We start from the raw sequence: 16,374 nt of genomic DNA on the forward strand, positions 1-16,374 counted from the left end.
AGAAATTTCCTAATAAGGAAGAAACCTGGAAATATGTTTGCAAGCAAAGATGATTTAAAGCTTTTTTACGGGATTGATATGGAGATCGGCCAATTCTTTATTGACAGGAAAATTCCGGAGAACAACCTGTATTGGAAAGGCAGGTATTTGTATATAACTCCAATGCCCGGGTATCTTTTTATTCCTACCTATGTTGATCTGCAATATAGGCTGGGCTTACCTAAACAAGCATTACTTAGCGAGGAGCATGCCCGTTTCATAGAAGCCATTATGCATAGTATCGGTAAAGAGGAATTTGAAAAAACAGGTCGTGAAGCGCATATCAACGAGTGTGTGGAGATTGCTGCCGCCTATGGAAAAAATGATCAGTTGCTCAACGAGCTTAAACAATATTTTGCGGGAACCAATGCTATTAACGGCATAGATTTCGGACTGCCTTTAAAAGCGCTTAACAGGGTAGACAGTTATTTATTTACATTATGCTTTTTCGATTTTGATAATGATACCAAAAAGAAAATGATTGATGCCTGGCATGCATTGATGACATTTTACCTGCTTACAGATGATATGGATGATATGAAAGATGACGCGACAGCCAAAGAAGATAATTCCATATTGGATGCAGGATTAACATTGGAAGGAGTGAAAACAATAGAAACATTAATGCACCAGTGTTATATGGCTATGAATGAAATAAACCCTGTGTTTGCAAACAGGATAGATTATAGCTGGCAACAGATTGACGTAAAAAATGTAATAGAAGAATATTTAAAGGCTGAAGGAAGATCAATCAATTAAGTTGTTGCGAACTGCAAAAAAAACAAGCCCCGCTGTATTTTTTACGTTAAATCTTGCCATCAGCCTGTCTTTAATAGCTTCAACCGTTCGCGGGCTGATGTCCATTTTTTGGGCAATTTCAGTTGCAGTAAATTCCATGCATAATAAACGTAATACCTCGCGTTCTTTATCGCTCACAACAATTTCGCTATTCAGCGATGGAATGGTTTTAGTACGTGCATGAGATTTCTTGAGTAAAACCTTATTTACAAAATTATTAAGGTAATAGCCCTTGGTTACTACTTCAACAATCGCTTTTTTAATTTCCGAAGGATCAGCGCTTTTAAGTAAATATCCGTTGGCCCCATTTTCCATCAGGTGAGAAACAAACCGTTCGTCTTCATACATTGTTAAAACAATCACGTGAATCTTGGGAAAGTCCTTGCTGATTGTTTTTGTTGCTTCAATGCCATCCTTTACGGGCATACGTAAATCCATCAAAACTACATCCGGCTCAGCAGCAGTTAGCCCATTGAGCAATTCCTCTCCATTCTCGGCTTCTAACACAAATTTAATATTGGTGTAAGGGCGCAATGACAGAATTACACCTTTGCGGAATATTTTATGATCATCAGCAATAGCAACTTTAATAATGCTCATAAAGTGGTTATTCGGTTTTAAGTCCTTTAATTACTCATTTCATAATCTTCAATGGGCACTTCTAATGTTACTTTAAAATATGTTTCAGACGGATCTCTTTCAAATTCAATCTTAGCCTGGAGTACTTTAGCGCGGCTTTGAATATTTTTAAGTCCTAACCCTAAAGCACTCTTATTAAGTCTTTCAAAGTCAGCCTGTGTAATGCCTCTCCCGTCATGGTGCAATCTTATAAAGAATTTGTCTTCATTATAATTTTGAGTGACGTGAATAAAGCTGGATCCGCTGTGTTTCAGAATGTTGTTTACCAACTCCTGTATAACGCGGAATATCAGCAGTTCTTGTTCAGGTCTCAATCTTTGCCTGTAGTCATGAAACCTTGAACTGGCATTTACCACACCTGATCCGCTGATCTTTTGAAAAAGATCATTTACCGCAGATTCTAATCCGAAATTCTTTAGGGTAGGAGGCATAAGGCTATGAGAAATATTACGGATCAGTTGTATGGTATCGTCAATAATTTGCTTTGCATTATAAATGCTTTGAAGCTGTGTGTTAATATCCTGGTGTACAAGGTTTTCATTTAAATACAGCCTGGCTGTAGCAAGAAGGGGTCCGGCATCATCATGCAAATCAGCAGCTATACGTTGCCGTTCTTCCTCCTGCCAGCGTATTGAGGCATTCAACAAGATCTTTTGTTGCTCTTCTTCCATTTCCTGCAACTGCGACTGGTATCTTATAACCCTCCGTTGATGAAAAATAATGAATACAATAAGCCCTATGGCAAGCGCAAGCATACCCATGGTACCAAACAGGAGAATAGGTTGGGTAGTTGACTGCACTTGTAGGAGTATCATTGTTTTCGTCAGGGTTTATAAAATTCAGCGTTTTTTGGATATGGTTTTGCCGGCGTATTTTCTTTCGGGTTTGGTTTTAATCATAATTGCGAATGAAAAAATAACGTTTTTTACAATATAAAGTGTATCATGTATCAAATCATAAATTTTTTTAAAATCTGCTTCTTCCATATTATTCTTTGCATAAATAAACGGAAAGAAGGTCCCTGCTGAATATATTATGATCGCAACAACTATCCAGAAAACCGGTGAGGAAAATAAATAAAGAGAACTCGGATCGTTCATTCTCTCAAATAAATAAAAAATGCTATAAATTAATAAAGTAAGCGATGTAATACCAGTTGGAATGGAATCAAAAGCATCGTGAGGAGCAGTAATCAGGAAAAAAACCAGGTAGGCGCCAACAACTGCCGTAATACCCCACATTAACTTTTTAAAATTTCCGGATTCAATTACATGGAAAAAAAAGTAGGAAAGGATTGTAAATTCAATAATAGTATGAACACTGCCTAAAAGGTAAAAGTATTTATCCTGTAATTGCTGGTTCGTGCTGATAACAAGATTGAAGAAAACATAGTAGATGAGTAAGAAAAAGATAACCCTTAGTCCTGAATTTTTTTTGGATTTTGAAAAAAATATAAACAGGACTAAGGGTAAAAAATCGGATAATACCGCTATATTTTGTAAAATACTACCGATGATTTCGATGTTTTACCAAATATAACTACTAAAACCCTAAATTAAAAACTCCAGGTAAACCATTGTTCCCTCTTTGAGAATCTGTTGGCTACGATTCCGTACTCTTTTTTCAGATCTCCCTGGTAGTTAACCGCTGTATAATCAAGAATAGCTTTTCCGTTGCTGTCAACTCCAATAAACACATAAGTGTCAACGCCTTTATCGTTTAGCGCTTTGTAAATGGTTATACCAACGCATTCAGGTTGATTAAGCAATTTCTCCAGAATGCTTTTGCCAACAAAATGGCAATGGGTTTCGCCGTTAAGGTCATAATAATCCTTCACCATTTTAGCCCCTTTTTCAAATCCAATGTTTTCCCCAATGTTTTCGAGTGATACAGGGGTTTCCTGTAACAAATTGTTGTTTTTTGTCATAGTTATAGTTTTTGTGGTTTAAGAAATTAAGGATTGATATATATCAAATATGCACCCTCAATATAAAAGTGGCAACAGGAGGTGGGAAAACACAAAAAAAATAAGTAGAAAAAAATACTGTAAATAATTTATTTTCAATAACTTAATAATTAAATTGTTTTTTTTAAATAAAGTATATTTACTTTTGTAATATAGTATTTTTACTATGGTTTAATACGTAACTCCTTGAAAGGTCTACAAAACAGATAGGAAAATAAGCGCTAACAATGCCTGATTATGTGTTGACGTGTTAAAAATTAATTTAATATGTGAAGTAGTAAAATAATTTAGAATCCGGAAGATTGATAATACTTTATGAGCAGATAGAGTGAGTAATTTTAAAATGAAAGTTGATTGACATAGGATTTTGCTTTGTTTTTTCAAAAAATATTGGAAATAAATTATTGGACGGTTTCAGGTATTGGATTTATCTGAGGTTGCTGAATCCCGCCAATCAACTTCGTTTTCAAAGGTAAATTTGTGCAAATTTTTCTGCAAGCGGGAATTTGCTGTTTTTTATGGATTCGGAAAATACTGTTTTATGTGTTTTTTTTACACGTTTAGCGAAGTTTAATTAAATTTAAAATCAGTATTTTAACTAAGTATAAATACTATGTTTTAATTGTTTTGATTTACGAAGTTTGTAAGCAATTAAGTTAATAATAATCAACTACTAATAACCCAAAGCTATTAATTTAATATCCATGACCGCAACCAACAACTACCAGATTAAGGTTTCTATTGCCGATGACCACAAAATTTTCCGGGATGGAATAAAAATGGCAATGGGAGGTAAGGAATACCTGAAAATTATTTGGGAAGCTGAAAATGGCAAAGATTTAATGCACAAAATGAAAATCAAGCTTCCTGATGTATTATTAATGGATATCCGTATGCCGGAAATGGATGGGGTAAACGCAATTTCTCTTATCAGGAAGGAATATGAGCAAATCAAGATAATTGTGTTAACCATGTATGATGACCAGGAGATGATCTCCAAAATGATGGAAATGGGGGCAAACGCGTACCTGACCAAAACAACCGACCCGGAAGAGATTTATAATGCTATTCTTACCTGCATGAATGATGATTTTTATTTTAATGACCTGGTAAATAAAGCGGTATTATTAAAATTGCAGCATAAGAAACAGGTAAGACAATACTATCCTAACCCTGTTAAGTTCAACGAAAAGGAACTGAAAATACTACGCCTGATTGCCAATGATAAAACTACAGAGGAAATATCTAAAGAAGTTTACCTTAGCCCGAGAACTATTGAAACGGTAAGGCAAAATATGAAAGTGAAGGTTGGAGCTAAGACCATTGCAGGTTTGGTGATGTATGGTATGCGAAACAGACTGATAGATTAAGAATGCTAATATGAAAATCACACCTAAATCGCTAATTAGAAAGAAAAGAAGACATATTAATGAAAATCCAGGATGCCGGAAATGCAATCAAAGTAATTATTGCGGATGACCATGTTTTATTTCGCGCAGGAGTAAAAACAGCACTTAGCTCAAAAAAGGATGTTCGGCTTATTGGCGAAGCCGATAACGGGCAGCAGCTTATTCACCTGCTTAAGCACTTACAGCCAGATGTGATTTTGCTTGATATACAGATGCCGATTATGGACGGTATTACCAGTTTGCCTGAGATAAAAAAACTGTATCCGCATATCCGTATTATTATGCTTACCATGCATAACGATCATTCTATGATCTCTAAATTGATGGAGCTGGGCGCAAATGCATATCTTACCAAAAACTCCGATTCAGAGGTGATATATGATGCAATAAAAACCTGCTATACCAACGAATACTACTTTAACGATCTTACCAATAAAGCGCTGCTTGACGGATTGCGTACCAAACGCAACAACGATAATTTTGTAAACACAGAAGTTAAATTAACTGACAAAGAAAAGCATATACTGCGATTGATATGTGAAGAAAAAAGCACAAAAGAGATTGCTGATATGGTTGATTTGAGCCCACGTACGGTTGAAGCTATAAGAGATAAGCTGAAATCAAAAACCGGCGCCAAATCAATGGCCGGACTTGTTATGTATGCTATTAAGGCAGGTATCATCGAGAATAAGTAATTTTACTTTTCTTAAATAGTATCAGTATTATGCCCGGCGGTTACTTTGTACATAATGGTCAGCTTTTTAGAGAAGGAAAACCGGTAATATCCCCCGACAACAGGTCCTTCAGGTATGGAGATGGATTATTTGAAACGATGCGCGTTATAAGTAATAGCATCATTCTTAAAAAATTTCATTTTGAAAGATTGCTGAAAGGAATGGAACTATTAAAGTTTGACATTCCGGATTTTTTCACCTCTGCACACCTGGAGAGTGATATTATTTCTCTTTGTAAAAAAAACCGCATGGAAGATGCTGTAATCCGCCTGGTGGTTTTCAGGAGCGACGGTGGATTATATGACCTTGAAGATATGCGCCCCAATTATATAATACAAAGTATTGCGTTGCAAAAATTACCTCATCTTAAGGAACAACCAGGCGGCATTACGGTTGATATATATGAAGAAGCTACCAAACCCTGCAATGTGTTTTCTGAAATAAAATCTAATAATTTTCTGCCTTACCTGATGGCCGCAGTACATGCCAAACAAAACAAATTGGGCGACTGTATTGTGCTTAACCAATATGGGCGTATTGCTGATGCTACAATTGCTAATGTATTTATAATAAAGAATGATGAAGTACATACACCACCATTAAGTGAAGGCTGTGTTGCCGGTGTGGTACGCAGATTTTTACTTCAGAAGCTGCCGCTCCATGGGTTCAATGTACAGGAAAAGCCTTTAACCGTGGATGATTTGCTTAATGCGGATGAAGTGTTTCTCACCAATGCTGTACGGGGTGTACGTTTTGTAAAGAAATTCAGGGATAAAACATATACTTCAAAACTTACCAAAAGTATACAGCAGTTCTGGCAGGAGAGGCAGGCATAGTTTATGGTTTACCTGTTTCAGTAAATAATTCTTTAATGCAGCCTGTAAATATTTTCTGGTTCCGGCGTGATCTCCGTTTAACTGATAATACCGGTTTATATTATGCATTGAAAGATATAAACCCCGTTATTCCTGTTTTTATTTTTGATGCCGCCATACTGGATGAACTGGAAGACAAGCATGACAGCAGGGTTACATTTATACATAATGCGCTTACAGGCATACAACAGCAGCTCATAAAGCTTGAAGCTACACTTGATGTGCGCTATGGTTTGCCGGAAAATATATTTTCAGCACTGCTGAGGGAATATACTATTGAGAATGTATTTGCAAACCATGACTATGAACCCTATGCTGTAGCAAGGGATGAAAGAGTGAAGGCTATTTTGCATGAAAACAATATTTCTTTCCACACATATAAGGACCAGGTAATTTTTGAAAAAGATGAAGCGGTAAAAGATAACGGTGAACCTTACACCGTTTTTACGCCATATTCAAGAAAGTGGAAATCTCTGCTGAAAGAAGTTTATATAAAAAGCTACCCCGTTGAGCAATTTTTCAGCAATTTTTACAAACAAAGCTCAAAGCCTGTGCCGGCTCTCGGGCAAATAGGGTTTTACGAAACAGCGGCTGTTTTTCCGTCTAAAAATATTGATACAAAAAAATTAGAGTCTTATGAAAAGGAAAGAGATTTTCCTGCCCTGCAAGGAACGTCAAGATTGAGTGTTCATCTCAGGTTTGGCACTGTAAGTATCCGTAAACTCGTCAGCCGGGCATTAGAAAGCAGTGACATGTTTTTGAATGAATTGATATGGCGGGAGTTTTATCAATGCATACTCTGGCATTTTCCGCAGGTGGTATATCAATCATTTAAGCCCGGGTATGATAAAATAAAATGGCGCAATAATGAAAAGGAATTTGAAGCCTGGTGCACAGGTAATACCGGGTATCCTATTGTAGATGCCGGTATGCGTGAATTGAATGAAACTGGCTATATGCATAACCGGGTACGCATGATCGTTGCCTCATTTCTTACAAAGCATTTGTTGATTGACTGGCGTTGGGGAGAAGCATATTTTGCAAAGAAATTACTGGACTATGATCTTGCTGCCAACAATGGTGGATGGCAGTGGGCTGCGGGTACAGGCTGTGATGCAGCACCGTATTTCAGGGTATTCAACCCTTACCTGCAGGCAAAAAAATTTGATCCTGCTTTGATATATATCCGCAGATGGGTTCCTGAATTTGAGGAACTTACTTATTCCCAACCTGTAGTTGATCATGAATTTGCGAGAAAGCGGTGTTTGCAGGTATACGCTGAAGCGTTGAAGAGAGGTTGACCCCGGAAAGATTGTGCAATATCTGGGCAAATAATGCTTTAAAAGCATGCGGTCAACGAGCTTCTTTGTGGACAGCGCTGGATGGGGGAATATTCTATCAATACGAAGATAAATAGGCGTTGTGTAAATTGTTTTAAAATACAACAAATTGTAACCTATTCAATTTTATCACTATAGCTCATGTCCGCATTTTTTACAATAACGCGCATCTGCGGCATGGTCTTTATTATTACAATTAGAACAAATTCTGTCGTCGTTGTCAGCATCCCTGTATTTGGAAACCAGTGATGCAGACATGATGCCTGTAGGCACAGCTATAATTGCATAACCTAAGATCATTATAAAAGAGGCTATGATTTTTCCCAAAGCTGTTACCGGTGCAACATCGCCATAGCCAACAGTAGTAATGGTAACTATAGCCCAGTAAATACTTTGGGGAATACTATGAAAACCGGGGTTATGTTTGTACTCTAATACATACATCAGCGAACCAAGAAAAATGGTAAGCAGGAGGATGAAAATAAGAAACACCATGATCTTATTGAAGCTGCGCAGCAGCGCAAAAATCATATACCTGCTCTCATCTAAAAAACGCACCATCCTGAATATTCTGAATATTCGCAGCAGGCGGAAAGACCGCACAATCATCAGCATATGCCAGGCCGGGAAAGCAAATTCAAGGTATGAAGGTAAAATAGCCAGCAGATCAATAATTCCATAAAAGCTTTTGGCATACATTTTAGCGCTACGTACGCAGTAAAGCCTTAGTATATATTCAATGGTAAACAATACCATGAAAACATAATCGAGCATGTGAAAAACTCCGGCATAAGAACCGGCAACAGTCTCTACACTTTCGAGCATTAATAATATAACATTCGTAAGAATGAGAACGATAAGCGCAATATCAAAAATTTTACCTGCAAAAGTGCTGTTTTGAAAAATAGTAACATATAACCAATGCCTGAAGCTATTCTTTTCCACGGGGGCATTTTGGTCTTGCAGCACATCGTGCTTATCTGGTATAAGATTAAAAAGAGACATTGAGCAATCTTCGCTGTTATTTTTTAATGAATAACAAGTTATGAAAATACATTTATACTGTGCAGATAACCGTATTGATAATATAAGCGTGGTTTTGTTCCGGCAATAAACAGGAAAGGTTGCGTTAATCAACGCAACCTTTCCTGTTTACATAGTTGTTTGCTTTTAAAATTTATATCCCAATGAAATGCCAAAACCAAGATGTTTTGCATTTGCTTTATTAGCGGTTGTAACGCCTTCTATTTTCGGCTGCATATTGGTTAATCCAAACTGCCCGTTTACCTGTATATTAAACCCGGCATTAAATTCATATCCTGCCAATACATTCGCGCCAAAATCAAAAGGCTTTAAAAAATAATAATTATTATTAAAAACATCTGCTGCTGAAATATCATCCGCAGTAATAGTATTTTTAAATTTTGCATTCAGTTTAGCAGAAGCGTTTTCGGATTCCGACTTTTGAAAACCATTTATGCCATAAGCAATATATGGCCCTGCGCCGAGTAATAATCTGCCATTCCCCAATCCTGGTTTAAGAAGGAGGTTCACCGGCAATTCTATGTATGAAATGTTTTCAGTAACATCAGTGCCGGCAGCACTTCTTTTAGCTCCTTTTACTGAATATATTAACGCAGGCTGAAGATAAAAGGCAGGTGTAACCAGCAAATCAGCAGTTATTCCTGCATGATAGCCAACCCTGAAATCATTATTTAATTTATCACCGTTAAAAGCTTCACCATAAATGGTTTGAAGCCCGGCTCCTGCACGGATACCTAATCTGACCAGCTTATTATCTCCATTTTGTGCAAATACACCAGTGAAGGCCGTGAATAAAATAATAGAAAGCACGAATTTTTTCTTAATCATAATGGGTCTTGTTTTGTGGCAGCAAAGATAATATGCCATCTGAATGAGGATATTTTATTTTATTAAAGAGTTCTTAAAGTTATTGTTGATCAGCATTTGAGATAATATTGTTTTTGATGGATGCCCAACAGAAAAATATAAGCCATATTTCTAAAAAAATAAGAGATTTGGTAATTGAATTATTATGCTGCAAAGAAAAAAACCGGATGTTGATATTGTTAATGATATACTCAAAGCTGTGCTTAACGCACGGCCGGATTCCACGTTCATAAAAAGCCTGGCATTTCAATATGAAGAACGCGGCAGCTTAAGCAAAAAACAGCTGGAAGGTTTATTTCACAAAGCATCCAGGGTTGACACTATACCGGAAAGTAAATTAACTACGCTTGAGGCTATTATTAAAAAGAAGCCGACAAGGTTTAAATCCGCTCCACCAAAACCAACGCCACTGTATACCAAAGATGAAGCTGCCGGTAAAATGATTGATGCTATACTGGCAAAATATCCCCAACATAAAATGGTGTTGTTTTTAAAAGCCAAGTATGATAATAATGAAATGCTGAATGCCTCGGAGATGGCTGATTTACAGCGTTTCGGCAAATTGCTGAAGTAGGAGTGCGGATATTGTCCGCATTGTGTTAATTCTTCCCCATTGATATAGTTCATACTGCACAGATGTTTAATGGCAGCATTATTGTTGCCCTATAAAAAAGTATTTGTATGAAAAAGTTATTGGGCGCCGCTGCAGTAATAATATTTGTATCGTGTAGCGGTAATACTTCATCTGATAAGTATATTAAGGAAAATGCTGCTGTTACTGATAGTGCTGATATGGTAATGAAAAACGATTCTTCAAAACCTAAGGATACTTTATATCCGTCAACAGATACTACTTCTTACAGGAAAGGAGCGCCCAGGCCGGCAGATACTGCAAAGTAATTGCGCAATGCTATATTTGCCCTCGCAAATATGAGCACATCCGGAAAAAGTCAGTTAGCAGGAGCAGGTTTGGCATTACTAGCTGTAATGATATGGTCGGGAAATTTTATTGTTGCCAGGGCAGTAATACATGATATCCAGCCTTTCAGTCTTGCCTTTTTCAGGTGGTTGTGTGCGGCGGTTTGTATCTTGCCGTTTTCTTTTAAAAAAATATATGAAGAAAGGACTGTCATCATTGCCTCATGGAAGTATCTTTTCTGGACGGCGTTGTTTGGCATAACTCTTTTCAACACATTTGTATATATAGGCGGTCATTATACCACAGCTATTAACCTTGCTTTGATCGGCACAACGTCATCGCCTATTATTGCCATAATACTTGCACGTATATTTTTGAAAGAAGAAATTGGTTTGTTGAAGTTTGCAGGAGTGCTGCTTTGCGTAGCCGGTGTTTTATTCTTATTGAGCCGGGGCGATTGGCATAACCTGGTAAACTTTCATTTCGGCACCGGGGATAAATGGGTATTACTGGGGGCAGCCTGTTTTGCGGTATATAATATCTTAACCCGGAAAAAGCCTCCCGGCATTTCTGCCAACAGTTTTCTCGGTATTATTTTCAGCGTGGGCACAATTTTACTTATACCATTTTATATATGGGATGTGCTGCACGCGCCACCTGTGCAATGGAGCGCTAACCTGGTATATATCATTTTGTTTCTTGGCGTTGGATCTTCAGTGATTTCCTATTTATTATGGAACAGCGCTATTGAAAAATTAGGCGCCGGAAGAACGGCAATTTTTGGTAACCTGCTTATAATATTCAGCAGTATTGAAGCCGCATTGATTTTACATGAGGCCTTTACATGGGTGCATGTGGTAGGCATGGTGCTGGTTTTCAGCGGTATATTATTGGCTAACTGGAAGATGTTCAGGAAATAAATAACGGTAGACCTGGTTATTGATAAAATATGCTGGAGTAGGGTCTATATACTTTTCAAATAGACAGATAATTGTAATTTGGTTTTCCTCAATATTATATCTCCTTAAGTACTGTTTTTTTACCTGATATTTTTAAATTCCATTTCACGCCTGTTTTCAATGCGTAGTTTTCTTTATCGTGACTTACAGGAAAATCAAAGCAAACAGGATAGTTATATTCCTGTATTATTTCACTCACTATGTCATATATATTTTTACCAAATGGGCGCTGCGTGTCCTTCATATCAGTAAAGCCGCCAACTACCAGCCCTGCAAGGTATTTTAACTTTCCGCTGCGTTTTAATTGATAAAGCATGCGGTCAATGTTATACAAATACTCACCGGTATCTTCAATAAAAAGTATTTTATTTTTTGTATTGACATCAGATGATGAGCCCACTACATGAGCCAGCAGTGCGAGGTTTCCGCCGATTAAAGTGCCACTTGCCTCGCCAGGTTTATTATAAACCGATGATGAAATTGAATATTTCGCAGGTTTACCTGTTAATGCCGCTTTGAGCGATTGAATGGCTTTGCTTTTCACGCCTGCATCTGCAAAAGCTGCAGCCATTGATGCATGCAATGTTGCCGTATTATAGTTGCTGAAAATATGCGTATGCAAAATGGTAATATCGCTAAAGCCGATGATCCATTTTGGTTTTTTCCTGAATTTTTTAAAATCAATTTCTTCGATAATCCTGCCTGTTCCATATCCGCCGCGGCCGCAGAGAATAGCATTAATATTATCATCATCCAGCATTCGCTGAAAGTCGGCAAGCCTTTCTGCATCTGAGCCGGAAAAATAGTTTTCAGATGTGCTGAATAAAGTGCTGCCAACTTTTACTTTGTAACCCCATTGTTCCAGGGTTTTTACACAAACCGCAATCCGCTCTAAAGTCATAAAGCCAGCCGGGCAGGTAATACCTATGGTATCTCCTTTTTTTAGATATGCAGGAATTTTAGTCATTGTTGTTGAATTGGTTTCAAGTTGCGCGTTTCGGGCTCACAGCTCACTGCTGATAGCTTAAATCTCCACCAGTTCCACTTTATCCGCTATTACGCTCAACCGGTGCATTACACCGCATTTTAATGCGAAATTATTTTTTTGATGCCCTACGGGAAAATCAAAACAAACAGGATAATTATACTCCTTTACTTTTTCCCAAACAATATCATATAATGTTCTGCCAAATTCTTCTCCCGGATCATCAGGCTTTATTTTAAACCCTCCTATAATAAGTCCTTTAAGCTGAGATAATTTATTGGTACGTTTCAGGTTCCAGAACATACGATCAATGCTGTATAAATATTCCCCGGTATCTTCTACAAACAAAATTTTACCCGCGGATTTAATTTCTGATTTTGTTCCGGCTAATGTTTCCAGGGTTTTCAGGTTGCCTCCAATCAAAGTGCCTTCGGTAATGCCTTTCCTGTTTTTTTCATTAGCAGGCAACCGGTATTTCATCTTAACGCCTGTCAGCGCATCTTTTATGGATTGTATGGTTTCTATTTGAGAAGGCTCTGCTTTAGTCCAGTCTTCAGGAAAGCTGTTACACATTTTTGAATGAATGGAAGCTGCCTTATAATTGCTGTTGATATGTGCATGAATAACGGTTATATCACTAAACCCAATGATCCACTTCGGCTTCAGGTGAAATTTTGAAAAATCTATATTGTCAATAATTCTTACAACACCGTAGCCACCCCTTGCACACATTATAGCTTTGATGGAACTATCATCCAGCATTTGCTGAAAGTCAGCAGTTCGTTCCGCGTCAGTGCCACCAAAGCTGAAATCTCGTTTACCTATGGTTTTTCCCGGGCGTATTTTAAATCCCCATTCCTGCATTTTTTTAACTGCAGGCTGCAATTCGGTTTCTGTTATATACCCTGCCGGCGAAATAATGCCAATCGTATCTCCTGGTTTTAATGCAGGAGGAACAATCATTGATGGTTCAGGAAATTCAGCCGCGCTTACAATGCCCGGTAAGCTAATGCCTGCAGTAAAAAGAGAAAGAAAATTTTTCCTGTTCATGTTTCAAAGTAAAAGAAAATAGTGATTAAACTGACGGTTTGATGTGTTAATTAAAGAGATATGTAACTACTATATTTTTGACATTCTCAGAAACCTTATCACTAAAAATACAGACGCCAGTGTTAATCCTGTGATCAATCCCAGCCATATACCCGGCGCGCCCATATTAAACTTGAAAGCAAACAGGTATCCTACCGGTATGCCAACAATCCAGTAGGCAATTACTACCAGCATAGTGGGTACTTTCACATCTTTAATTCCCCGTAATAACCCTGCGCCTATAGCCTGTGTACTGTCTGATATCTGGAATATAGCTGCGTATAATAACAGGAGCGCGGCGAGATGGATCACAGTTTCATTTTTATTAAAGAAAACAGGAAGATGGTATCTGAAGATGGAAAAGATTATTGCACAAAAAATACCGTAAAATAAGGCTGTGATCAACGTGCTTCTGCCTATAACGTTTATCATTACACGATCTTTTCTGCCAAAGGCATTGCTTACCCTTATGGAACCCGCCTGCGCTAATCCCATCGAGACCATAAATGTAAATGAAGCGCAACTTAAAGCAATCTGGTGGGCAGCCTGTGCAACCGCGCCAATAGTGCCAATGATGATGCCTGATACAGCAAAAGCGCCGGCTTCCATACCTATTTGTAAGCTACTTGGCACACCAATATGCAGCAATTCCTTTATTGTTTTCCATTTCAGCTTCCATTGAGTACTTTTTACTGCCATATAGCGGCTAAACGTTCTGTGCTTTGCAACAACCAAAGCAAGTGCAATAAACATCAGCGATCGGGTAATTAACGTAGCCCATCCCGCACCTCTTAATTCAAGCCGGGGAAAACCAAGGTTTCCGTAAATAAGCAGCCAGTTCAGGAAAATATTAACAGGCATTCCGCATATGGATAACAGCATTGCCGTCCTGGTATATTCCAATCCATCTGTAAATTGTTTAAGCGTCATAAACAACAACATCGGAATAATAGACAGAGACATCAATTGCATAAAAGGTAATGCCAGTTGCGCCACTTCAACGTCCTGCCCGAGATGGGTCAATATTCCTTTGCCAAAAACCAGCGAAAGAGATATAAGCAGGGCGGTTACCGTGCAAAGCACAAACCCGTTGAAAAAATAATGAGATACCAGTTGCCCGTCGCGTTTACCATGCGCCATTGATACCATTTGAGATACGGAAATCGTCATTCCTATACCTAATACAAAAGGAATATTCATTGCACTAATTACCAATGCCGAAGCGGCAAGTTGCTTATAGCTGATAGCTCCAACCATTGCGGCGTCAATAATGTGCAATGCCATTTGTGCCAGTTCCCCAATAATGATAGGGAAGGCGAGCCTGAGTGTTTTGCCTGCTTCTTTGCGCAGCATAAATCGTTTATATAAAAAGATATCCGAAGCAGCTTTAAACCGCTCCGGACATCAGCTTTTTAGGTTTCTGGTTTTAAGTTTCGGGTTTCTGGTTATAAGTTGTGCGCTCATTCACTATTCACCATTGCCCATTGCTCTCTCTACTTATTCAGCTTACCTACCTCCGCATCATAATATTCTCTTGTAAATGTCACATCAGGCAAATTATTATACCAGTTAGATTCATGTTCTATAGATAACATGCCATCAAAACTTTGCCTTTTCAGTTCGGCAAGTACTGCAGGTATATTAATTACACCCTTGCTTACTACTGTATCCGCAGCTTTAGGATCATCAAACTTTACAATATCTTTCAGATGTCCGCCATATACATGTCCTTCCAGTTTTTTAAGACATTCTACAGGGTCCAATCCATTACGTGCCCAGTGACCAATATCTGCGCATGCGCCAATATTCGGATGCCCCTGTATAGCGGCAAGCACTGAATCAGGATGCTCATACGCATTGGGTTTTGGGTGATCATGAATAGCGATCTTTATTCCTGATGCGCCACCCAGGTTGTCAATCAAATCCCAGAATTCCTTTTTAGGTTCGGCAGTAATATATTTTAAACCAAACTCTTTTGCAAGATCAAAAGCCTTAATCCATTCTTCTTTAGTGCCGGGAGAGATAACGCCCATTGCCACAATGTCAATACCCTTTGATTGCAAAAGTTTTTTCAGTTTTTCTTTGTCTTCGGCAGACATATTAATACCAAATTCGCCCTTCATATCGCCGCCAAGTTTTTGTCCCCAGAAAGCTTCAATATGCTTAATGCCCGCGCTGTCTACTTTATTTAAGGCATCAGCAACAGGAAACATCCTGAATGTCCACATCTGAACACCCAGTTTAAAACCGGCAGTGGTGCCCACGTTTGTGGCAGCGTCTGCATTAGCAACAGCGGCACTATCTGCATTATTTGCAGAAGATGAATTGCTGTTGCAGGAAGTAATAGCAAAAATACCCAGCATAGAAACCAGGAAGCCTGCAATCAATTTCATGTGTAAGTTTTAATAGTGAATAATTGAATAGTTGGCAAAAGTATAGAAATATTTTTTAGTGCCTGAACAGGTGTTTTTACATTTGCTTTAATCAAATGCTTAATGCTGTTTTGTTACCGGCCGCAGTAATACTATTAGGCTCCTGTTGCGTCGCATTACGTTCATCTGTATATCGCTGCGCGGCTTTTATCGAAGCGTAATGTATGCTTTGTAAACCATTAAGAAGTTAAGATGTATTAAGGGGTTTCTTAATTTCCTTCATGCCTTAATGGTTAGCATTTATACTATTGCCCTACAGGTTTCTCCCCGCCGCGACAT

At 38.1% G+C, this 16,374-nt stretch carries 18 protein-coding genes; 8 read left to right on the forward strand and 10 right to left on the reverse strand.

The features are described from left to right. The first annotated feature begins 33 nt into the window (after nt 1–33). Nucleotides 34–798, forward strand: a complete 765-nt coding sequence (locus DC498_RS04945; RefSeq protein WP_116873036.1) for a hypothetical protein — start codon at nt 34–36, stop codon at nt 796–798. On the opposite strand, the gene DC498_RS04950 is transcribed toward DC498_RS04945, so the two are convergent. The 4 genes from DC498_RS04950 to DC498_RS04965 form a co-directional block, all read right to left on the reverse strand. Further along, on the reverse strand, nt 787–1,437 hold the full coding sequence (locus DC498_RS04950; RefSeq protein ID WP_116873037.1) for a response regulator transcription factor: 651 nt from the start codon (nt 1,435–1,437) through the stop codon (nt 787–789). The genes DC498_RS04945 and DC498_RS04950 overlap by 12 nt on opposite strands. 26 nt (nt 1,438–1,463) lie before the next feature. Next, a complete protein-coding gene (locus DC498_RS04955; RefSeq protein WP_116873038.1) occupies nt 1,464–2,291 on the reverse strand; it encodes a sensor histidine kinase in 828 nt (275 codons plus the stop codon). Nucleotides 2,292–2,315: 24 nt separating this feature from the next. Beyond that, nucleotides 2,316–2,717 (reverse strand): hypothetical protein, encoded by a 402-nt coding sequence (locus DC498_RS04960; RefSeq protein WP_116873039.1) that lies wholly within the window; start codon nt 2,715–2,717, stop codon nt 2,316–2,318. 314 nt (nt 2,718–3,031) lie between these two features. Then, nucleotides 3,032–3,403: a hypothetical protein gene (locus DC498_RS04965; protein ID WP_116873040.1), complete on the reverse strand. Its 372-nt coding sequence runs from the start codon at nt 3,401–3,403 to the stop codon at nt 3,032–3,034. Nucleotides 3,404–4,146: 743 nt separating this feature from the next. Between DC498_RS04965 and DC498_RS04970 the strand changes: the two genes are divergently transcribed. The 4 genes from DC498_RS04970 to DC498_RS04985 are packed head-to-tail and all read left to right on the forward strand — an operon-like array spanning nt 4,147 to nt 7,761. Next, a complete protein-coding gene (locus DC498_RS04970; RefSeq protein WP_116873041.1) occupies nt 4,147–4,812 on the forward strand; it encodes a response regulator transcription factor in 666 nt (221 codons plus the stop codon). 59 nt (nt 4,813–4,871) lie between these two features. Beyond that, a complete protein-coding gene (locus tag DC498_RS04975; RefSeq protein WP_116873042.1) occupies nt 4,872–5,546 on the forward strand; it encodes a response regulator transcription factor in 675 nt (224 codons plus the stop codon). Between the two features lie 29 nt (nt 5,547–5,575). Then, entirely contained in the window at nt 5,576–6,421 is an 846-nt protein-coding gene (locus DC498_RS04980; protein ID WP_116873043.1) for an aminotransferase class IV, read from the forward strand. Between the two features lie 35 nt (nt 6,422–6,456). Further along, nucleotides 6,457–7,761 carry a cryptochrome/photolyase family protein gene (locus tag DC498_RS04985; RefSeq protein WP_116873044.1) on the forward strand — a complete coding sequence of 435 codons (1,305 nt, stop codon included), beginning with the start codon at nt 6,457–6,459 and terminating at the stop codon, nt 7,759–7,761. A 171-nt stretch (nt 7,762–7,932) separates the two neighbouring features. On the opposite strand, the gene DC498_RS04995 is transcribed toward DC498_RS04985, so the two are convergent. Both DC498_RS04995 and DC498_RS05000 read right to left on the reverse strand, forming a co-directional pair. Beyond that, nucleotides 7,933–8,745: an ion transporter gene (locus DC498_RS04995; protein WP_240627858.1), complete on the reverse strand. Its 813-nt coding sequence runs from the start codon at nt 8,743–8,745 to the stop codon at nt 7,933–7,935. A 225-nt stretch (nt 8,746–8,970) separates the two neighbouring features. After that, nucleotides 8,971–9,672 carry an outer membrane beta-barrel protein gene (locus DC498_RS05000; RefSeq protein ID WP_165813757.1) on the reverse strand — a complete coding sequence of 234 codons (702 nt, stop codon included), beginning with the start codon at nt 9,670–9,672 and terminating at the stop codon, nt 8,971–8,973. A 184-nt stretch (nt 9,673–9,856) separates the two neighbouring features. Between DC498_RS05000 and DC498_RS05005 the strand changes: the two genes are divergently transcribed. The 3 genes from DC498_RS05005 (at nt 9,857) to DC498_RS05015 (ending at nt 11,550) form a co-directional block, all read left to right on the forward strand. Beyond that, nucleotides 9,857–10,285, forward strand: a complete 429-nt coding sequence (locus DC498_RS05005; protein WP_240627860.1) for a hypothetical protein — start codon at nt 9,857–9,859, stop codon at nt 10,283–10,285. Nucleotides 10,286–10,392: 107 nt separating this feature from the next. Continuing rightward, entirely contained in the window at nt 10,393–10,611 is a 219-nt protein-coding gene (locus tag DC498_RS05010; protein WP_116873048.1) for a hypothetical protein, read from the forward strand. 30 nt (nt 10,612–10,641) lie between these two features. Continuing rightward, nucleotides 10,642–11,550 (forward strand): DMT family transporter, encoded by a 909-nt coding sequence (locus DC498_RS05015; RefSeq protein ID WP_133176768.1) that lies wholly within the window; start codon nt 10,642–10,644, stop codon nt 11,548–11,550. Nucleotides 11,551–11,644: 94 nt separating this feature from the next. Here the strand turns inward: DC498_RS05015 and DC498_RS05020 are convergent, their stop codons facing one another. The 4 genes from DC498_RS05020 to DC498_RS05035 form a co-directional block, all read right to left on the reverse strand. Beyond that, the gene (locus DC498_RS05020; RefSeq protein WP_116873050.1) at nt 11,645–12,556 is read right to left on the reverse strand and encodes a S66 peptidase family protein; all 912 of its coding nucleotides are present in this window, start codon (nt 12,554–12,556) and stop codon (nt 11,645–11,647) included. Nucleotides 12,557–12,613: 57 nt separating this feature from the next. After that, nucleotides 12,614–13,624 (reverse strand): S66 peptidase family protein, encoded by a 1,011-nt coding sequence (locus DC498_RS05025; protein WP_116873051.1) that lies wholly within the window; start codon nt 13,622–13,624, stop codon nt 12,614–12,616. Between the two features lie 69 nt (nt 13,625–13,693). Beyond that, on the reverse strand, nt 13,694–15,016 hold the full coding sequence (locus DC498_RS05030; protein ID WP_206197531.1) for an MATE family efflux transporter: 1,323 nt from the start codon (nt 15,014–15,016) through the stop codon (nt 13,694–13,696). 140 nt (nt 15,017–15,156) lie between these two features. Beyond that, a complete protein-coding gene (locus DC498_RS05035; RefSeq protein ID WP_116873052.1) occupies nt 15,157–16,056 on the reverse strand; it encodes a sugar phosphate isomerase/epimerase family protein in 900 nt (299 codons plus the stop codon). Between the last annotated feature and the right edge of the window lie 318 nt (nt 16,057–16,374).

This window comes from Terrimonas sp. (assembly GCF_003075435.1).
Lineage (GTDB): Bacteria > Bacteroidota > Bacteroidia > Chitinophagales > Chitinophagaceae > Agriterribacter.